General features: G+C 63.0%; 8 protein-coding genes. 7 read left to right on the forward strand and 1 reads right to left on the reverse strand.

Annotated features, from left to right (window positions below):
* The first annotated feature begins 68 nt into the window (after positions 1-68).
* From DSM100688_RS10525 to DSM100688_RS10555, 7 genes are all read left to right on the forward strand, one after another.
* On the forward strand, positions 69-788 hold the full coding sequence (locus DSM100688_RS10525; RefSeq protein WP_239519438.1) for a type II secretion system F family protein: 720 nt from the start codon (positions 69-71) through the stop codon (positions 786-788).
* 61 nt (positions 789-849) lie between these two features.
* Positions 850-1,467, forward strand: coding sequence for a hypothetical protein (locus DSM100688_RS10530; protein WP_240811858.1), 618 nt, complete (start codon positions 850-852; stop codon positions 1,465-1,467).
* Between the two features lie 399 nt (positions 1,468-1,866).
* Positions 1,867-2,109, forward strand: a complete 243-nt coding sequence (locus DSM100688_RS10535; RefSeq protein ID WP_239519443.1) for a DUF4244 domain-containing protein — start codon at positions 1,867-1,869, stop codon at positions 2,107-2,109.
* 5 nt (positions 2,110-2,114) lie between these two features.
* Entirely contained in the window at positions 2,115-2,501 is a 387-nt protein-coding gene (locus DSM100688_RS10540) for a TadE family type IV pilus minor pilin (protein WP_152359060.1), read from the forward strand.
* 77 nt (positions 2,502-2,578) lie between these two features.
* The gene (locus DSM100688_RS10545) at positions 2,579-2,977 is read left to right on the forward strand and encodes an Rv3654c family TadE-like protein (protein WP_239519437.1); all 399 of its coding nucleotides are present in this window, start codon (positions 2,579-2,581) and stop codon (positions 2,975-2,977) included.
* Between the two features lie 292 nt (positions 2,978-3,269).
* Positions 3,270-3,638 (forward strand): hypothetical protein, encoded by a 369-nt coding sequence (locus tag DSM100688_RS10550; RefSeq protein WP_152359049.1) that lies wholly within the window; start codon positions 3,270-3,272, stop codon positions 3,636-3,638.
* An 85-nt stretch (positions 3,639-3,723) separates the two neighbouring features.
* Positions 3,724-4,992 (forward strand): diacylglycerol/lipid kinase family protein, encoded by a 1,269-nt coding sequence (locus tag DSM100688_RS10555; RefSeq protein ID WP_152359050.1) that lies wholly within the window; start codon positions 3,724-3,726, stop codon positions 4,990-4,992.
* 450 nt (positions 4,993-5,442) lie between these two features.
* On the opposite strand, the gene DSM100688_RS10560 is transcribed toward DSM100688_RS10555, so the two are convergent.
* Positions 5,443-6,417 (reverse strand): DUF5692 family protein, encoded by a 975-nt coding sequence (locus DSM100688_RS10560; RefSeq protein WP_152359051.1) that lies wholly within the window; start codon positions 6,415-6,417, stop codon positions 5,443-5,445.
* Between the last annotated feature and the right edge of the window lie 535 nt (positions 6,418-6,952).

Below are 6,952 nucleotides of genomic sequence, written 5' to 3' on the forward strand. Positions count from 1 at the left end.
GCCGTGCGGTCGGGTCGCGTGGCTGTGCATGGGTTGCGTGCGGATGCGCGAGGGAGGATCGGATGCCGATGAGCGATATGACTGCGGCGATGGCCGCGGGGCTGGTGATGATGGCCATCATGATCGGCGATGATGCCGACCGGTGTGCGCGACGGTTGCGATCGCTGACCGTCGGGCGTTCCTGCGGGTGCCCGTACGACGCTCGCCGGACCGTTGCCGATCCTGACGTGTCCGTGCGGTGCGGTCGGACTGATCGTGCCGTCACATCCGCAGGTCGTATCGGCATCGCCGCGGTGATCGCCGCGGCATGCGCGTCGTTGCGCAGCGGGGCGACACCTGTCGAGGCATTCGAAACGCAGTTGGGTCGCCGTTTCGCCGTCGCACGGCTGACCGAATCGCGGGTGCGTGCGCTGCTGGTCGAACGCGCACTGCCCAAAGAATCAGCGGCAAGCATCGGCATTGTGGCCTGCGAGATCGCCGTCGCCGCACGTTTGAGCGATGCATTAGGCTGCCCGATGGCGCAATGCCTGGAGACGGTGGGCGCGGCATATCGCCGATCCCGGCTGCTGGACGATCTACGCGCGCAGTCGTTCGCCGTGCCGCAGGCCACGGTGCGGCTGCTCTCTGCATTGCCGGCGGTCACGGTGCTGTTCGGCGAGTTTTTGGGCGCGCGGCCGATGGCGTTTCTGCTTGGCTCGGCGCAGGGATGGGGATGCTTGATGCTTGGTGCGATCTGTTATGCGATTGGCATGGCGTGGATGCGCGCGATGATGCGCGACATTGAATAACGGATGCGGAGGTAGGCGGGTGTGGTATGGGCTATTGGCCGCGTGCTGTACGGGTGCGGCGGTGGCGCTCGCAAGAGATGATGTTCCGCGGCGGCGGCTGGTCGATGCTGATAGACGATGGCTGTGCGGCGCGGCGGCGGGTCGAATTTCGGTGACGACGGTGTTGTCGTTGACGGCTGTCGCGTTGCGGCAGGGTGCGTCCATTCCGTATGCGTTGGATGCTGTGGGGAAGTCGATCGGCGATGACGACGATGGAGTCGGTACGGGACTGTGCCGCGTGGCCGATGCGTTGCGACGGGGGAACGAATGGAATGCGGCATGGCGTGCGGGGATGGCTGCTGTGACGGCTGTCGACGTCGTGACGGTGGGGGCGAAATATTGCACGCGGGGACATGGTGCCCATTCGGGCGCCGCACTGCACATTGCGGCCGACGATGCATGGAGACGGCGGGTCTTCGATATGTTGCGCCACGCGTTGGAGTCATCGTGGACGCGTGGCGCTCCGCCGGTGACGCGGTTGGAGGCGGCGTTGGATCAATGCGATGCGGATGAGCGTTCCCGCATCGAGGAGCACGCCGCCCGGTTGTCGGTACGTTTGCTGATTCCCACGGGTCTGTGTTTTCTGCCCGCCTTCATCCTCATCGGCATCATCCCCTCCATTGCATCCTTCATGCCGTAACGGCCCTCTTCACTAACGGGCATACAGTCGGAAACGTCTGGTTAATCGGCTGTATGTCCGTTAAGGGTGTCGGCCATAGTCATGTAGGACGGCCTTGTGTCCGCTGCTGACGTCAGCGTTCAACGGACATATAGCCGATTCGGTCTTGTTTTTCGGCTGGTTGTCCGTTGTGGGGATTGGTGACGGCCCCGCATGGGCCGTGTTATCCACAATCAATGTGGACGACACGCCGGGGTGTGGATAACCGCGATACCTTTCGACCACATAGTCCGTTTTCCTCCTGCCACAGCCGGCCGATCGGCCATAGTGGCAGCATCGCAACCAATGTGGGTGCGGTGCTCGAGTGAAAGGAACGCTATGAGTGACGTAACGATCAATGTTGACCGGACGGTCGGCCCGATGGCGCAAGCCCGACGATCCGCCGTCGAATTGTACGAACGTGGCAGTCGTGCGCTGTGCTGTCTGGATGCCCGGCTACGCACGTTGACCGCCGAACCAGAGGAAGGCGCGGCCACCGCCGAATACGCCGTGGTGCTCGTCGCGGCAACCAGTTTCGCGGCGGTGCTGATGGCCGTGCTCAAATCGGATGGCATCAAAACGCTGCTGACCGGCCTCGTCAAGAAAGCGCTGAACGTCGGGTGACCATGATGATACGGCGAAAAGCATGCGATAGCGATGACGTGCATCGTGATATCGACCGGTCGGCGGATGAGGGTGCGGCCACCGCGGAATTCGCGGTGGTGCTCCCCGCCGTCGTTGCCGTGGCGGCGCTGCTGTTGTGTCTGTCGCGTGCGGTCGTCGTGTCGATGGACTGTCAGGACGCCGCGTCGGCGGCGGTACGTGAACTCATCGTCGCCGGCGATGACGCCGATCCGCAGTCCGTGGCTCGGGCGGTAGCCGGATCGGGAGCGATGGCATCGGTGCGCCGCGCATCAGACCAGGTGACGGTGGTCGTGCAGTGCCCGGTGGTTCCCGATCCGCTCGGCGTCCTGCCGACGCGGGTGAGTGCGGCCGCGACCGGGGTGACGTCATGACCGCGCGGCAACGCCCCCGTAGTCCGGTGCGACGACGAAAACCGGGCCGGACTACGGTGGCGCGCAACGTGCGCAGGATGATGCGTGACCGTGTGTACCGGGTCATGCGCGGCGTCATATGCAGTATCTCGTATGAATCCGATCGTGGGTCCGGCACGGTCGCCGGCGCGATGCTGATCCTCGTTGTCGGCGTCATGCTCAGCGTGGTCGCGGCGGCCGGTCATCTGCTGGTGTGCCAGCGGCGGGCACAGGCCGTCGCCGATGTGGTCGCCGTGTCGGCTGCGAACGCGTTGCGCAATGGTTCCGATGATCCATGCGTGATCGCGCGCGTTACGGCGTCCGCCAACGAGGTGCGGTTGCGGACCTGCGTCGTCGATGCGGAGGACGTGCAGGTAACGACCATCGTGCCGACGCAGGTTCCGTTCGCCGCGCAGGTGTCGCGCAGTGCCCGCGCCGGCCCGGTCGACTGCGAATAATCCGCGCATGTCCGTTGCCGAAAGGGATATTTATGTATTACAATAATGGGATCGGCGTGAAGCGGTCGGCGTTCAAGCACGGCGTGCCGTTGGAGGACTCGATGTATGTGGTGGAGCACTACTGGCATCAGGAACATATGCAGGAGGAGCCCCCGAAGGAGATGCTGCTGGGTTTTACTCAGCATGGCGTAATGCTTGAAGTGATTCTGGTCTATGACGATGACCGGTGGTGGCTGATTCACTCCATGCCGATACGTAAGCGATATCTTGCCAAGCTAGAAAGGAGCGCCCGATGGTTTACTACCACCACGGTGTACCGATTTATGAGGACTCTGATTTTCCGCCCGAAGTCGCCGCTCGGTTCCAGCAGGCGGTAGAGGAGGCCGAACGTGGCTATGATATCGATTTTTCCGAAGAGGCCACGGAGCAGCGGATTCGCGAGGGAAAAGCTTGGCGGCGCGAGCTGACTCCGCAGGAGCGCAAGTGGCTTCGTCGCGGGCGTCCGCTGAAGATCGGCCGTGTGCGGGCCGACAAAATCATGCAGTTCCGCATCGACCCCGACGGGGAACAACGCGTGAAACAATATGCGAAGCAGCATGGCATGAAGGTGTCCGAGGCGATCCGCGCGTTGATCGAACAAGGACTCGCCGCGGCGAAGTGACATCCGTTCGTGCCGTGCGAAACCGAACGGATAATTCGTCACTGTCGCTGGCGCGCGTCGCAGCGCATGGTTTATCGTGGGCGGTATGAGTGATGTGAGCAGCGGCACGCCGCGTACCGTGGTGGCGATGATCGGCAACCCTGTGTCCGACAAGGGCAGGGGCGCCAAGATCGACGCGCAGGTCATGGCATTGCTGGACGACGCCGGTCGTCGGCATGGATTCGACATCATCGACCTGACCGGCACCAGTTTCGACGATTCGTTGCGCAACGCTCGCGACCATCGCGACGACTACAGTCATCTCGTGGTGGTCGGCGGCGACGGCATGATCGCATTGGGCGCGAATGCCGTCGGCTCCAGCGGCAAACCGCTGGGCATCGTGGCCACCGGCTCCGGCAACGACTTCGCGCGCGGTCTGGGCCTGCCGGTCAACCGTATCGCGACGGCGGTCGAAGGCATCGTCGGGGCGATCGTACGTGGTAGTCACATCGATGTGGACATGGGTCGCGTCACATCGCTGCCGGGAGGGTATGCGGTCGACGCGGCGACCGGCAATCTGTTGACCTGCGGAGCGGACGCCGTCGATGACGATGACGTGACGATGCCGACGGCGGCGCATGGCCGCCGCGGTGACGTCAGTAACCGTAGCGGCACGATGTCGCCGGACATGGGCCGCGTCGGCGTCGATGACGATGACGAGGCGGACGGTACGGTCAGGCCGCCGATCGACCGGTATTATGGCGGGATGCTCAACTGTGGTCTCGACGCCAGCATCAACGACCGGGCCAACCATTCGCATCTGCCGGGCGGGTCGTTGCGGTACTTCGCGGCCGTCCTCGTCGAGGTCGCGCATCTCAAGCAGTACGGGTACCACATCAAAGCCGTGCTCGCGGACGGCAGCGTCGAGGAACGGGACATCATCTCGCCGATGATCACGGTGGCCAATTCGCGGCATATCGGCGGTGGACTCGAGGTGTCGCCGTATTCGCGGTTCGCGGACGGACTGCTGGATCTGGTGTGGATCGACCACATGCCGAACGTGCTGGAGATCGCGGATGCGATTTCCAAGGGATACAACGGGCGGCTGCTCGCCTCGCACGTGTTCGGGTGGAAACGCGTGCGCGAGGTCGAGATCACGCGGGCCGCGGAGGGCGACGAGCCGCCGGTGCTCATGGCCGACGGCGAATACATCGGTCATCTGCCGGTGAAAGTCACGGCGCAGGATCGTGCATTACGGGTGCTGGTGCCGCCAGCCGTGGCGCGCGATCACGAACTTGATGACGGCAGCCGCACACTCGCCGCAATCGAACGCGACGGCCGCGATCCCGTAACCGGCGAGTTTCTGCGCGCATAACGCGCAATCCCCTCTAACGGGCATACAACCGATTACAACGCAAAATCGGCTGTATGCCCGTTAGGGGGATTGCGTGCGTTAGAGGGGATTGCATGCATTAGAGGGATTGCTTAGAGGAACCTGCGTTGGGGGACTTGCGTTAGCGGGACTTGTGCTGGAGGAGCTTGCATCTGACCAAGCGATGCTTCCCGATCCTTGATGCAGCCCACCCCTTCAACGGACATCCAGCCGTTTTCCACATCGTTATCGGCTGTATGTCCGTTGAAGGGGTGGAGACGAAAAAAGAGCTTATGGGTGGGTTGCGCTCAGTATCGCGTCTCTTCTCAACGGACATACAGCCGATTCGGGTGGGGAAATCGGCTGCATGTCCGTCAGGGGGAAGGGCTGTGCGGTATGCGCGGGGAAAGGGTGGTGGTACGTCCGGGACGGAGACGAGAAAGGTACGGAAACCTACTCGGCGCGGGCGATGGCCTGCTCGTAGTCGCGGGTGCCCTTGAAGGCCTCCTGAATCCACGGGTTCACGCCCTGCCGCTTCGCGCGGATCAGGATATAGCCCAGTGCCAGCACGTTTGCCGTCAGAGCCACGAGAGACACCGCAAGGTTCACGTTCGTATTGTTCACCGACTGCGTGGAGAACACGGAATAATCCTGGAACATCGGGAACACCTGCGCGAACATGCACCAGATCGCCAGCGTGTTCGCGCGGTTCTGAATCCATCCGCCCTTGTTCCAGAAGAAGTTCGCGACCGTCGGCGCGAGCAGCAGCGCGAGACCGCAGTACCACGAGTGCGTCGGCAGGCAGTTGTACGTGTAGCAGAAGTTCCACAGATCATAGGCGACGATGAACACCCACGTCATGTCCGGCCACAGCATGTCGTCCTTCTTCTTGGACACGTAGATGCCGAACCAACCGGTCATGCACGCGATGTTGATCAGGCCGGCCACGCCGTTGAACACGTTGTGCCAGCCGCCCATGAGCGTCACGCCCTCGGTGGACACCCACGTGGTGCCCCACGCGCGGAACGCGGATTCGAAGTCGGAAACGACGGCGATGAGGATGTTGATCGCGACGATCACGAATGGGAAGCATTTGAACCAGTCGGACTTGCCGATGTTGCCCCAGCGGTACTTGAGCGCCATGAAGCCGATGCAGCCGGCGGTGGCCGCGTACAGTTTCGCGTAGTGGAACCATGACGTCATGTGCACGTAGGTCGGATTGTTCAGCGCCCAGTCCGCGCCGGCTGCGGCCGCCACGTAGATCGTGACGAAGTAGACGGTCAGGACTGCGGGGACGACGAGAAACGCGACGATGCCGCCGGTTTTGGTGCGGCGGGCGAGTTCGTTCGCGCCGATCAGGCAGCAGAACACAAGTATCCAGCCGAGCCATTGCCACACGGCGTTGTCGCCATAGACCTGAAACAGCATGATGGTCCTTTCTTTACTCTTCCGTGCGCGGCGAGGGGCGATGAGGCGACGTGAAACTGCCGTGAAACGCTCTCCGTTGCGCGTGTTGACAAAGTGTCAATGTATTGCGGCATCGAGTATAGGACGATGTTGACAGTATGTCAATTCACTGCGTGACGTCGTGTGCGCCTTTGTCGCGCGTGGCGGTTTTCGCTCGCTGAGGTGCCATTTAGCGAGTGAAAACCGCCACGACGAGACAGGCGTGGCAGAAAACGCTCGCTGGGAGACCTCCCAGCGAGCGTTTTCTGCCACGCAGGGGATGGTCGGGTGTGCTCCCCTTGGTCGCCTGCGGTGGCGGATCCCTCGCGGTGAGGGGAGTCGGCTGGGGCGGGGGTGTGGGGTTGGTTGTGTGTGGCGTGTGGTTGGGCTTGTGGGGGGTCGGCTGTGGTGGGATGATGCGAGAGTACGGCGAGGGGGCGGAGTCGGAATGGTCACGGTGGCGATGGTCGTGGGCGACGAGAATGCGGCGGAGAGAGCGCGGGCGTGGCCGACGGGG

The sequence above is a fragment of the Bifidobacterium ramosum genome (assembly GCF_009299505.1).
In the GTDB taxonomy this organism is placed as follows: domain Bacteria; phylum Actinomycetota; class Actinomycetes; order Actinomycetales; family Bifidobacteriaceae; genus Bifidobacterium; species Bifidobacterium ramosum.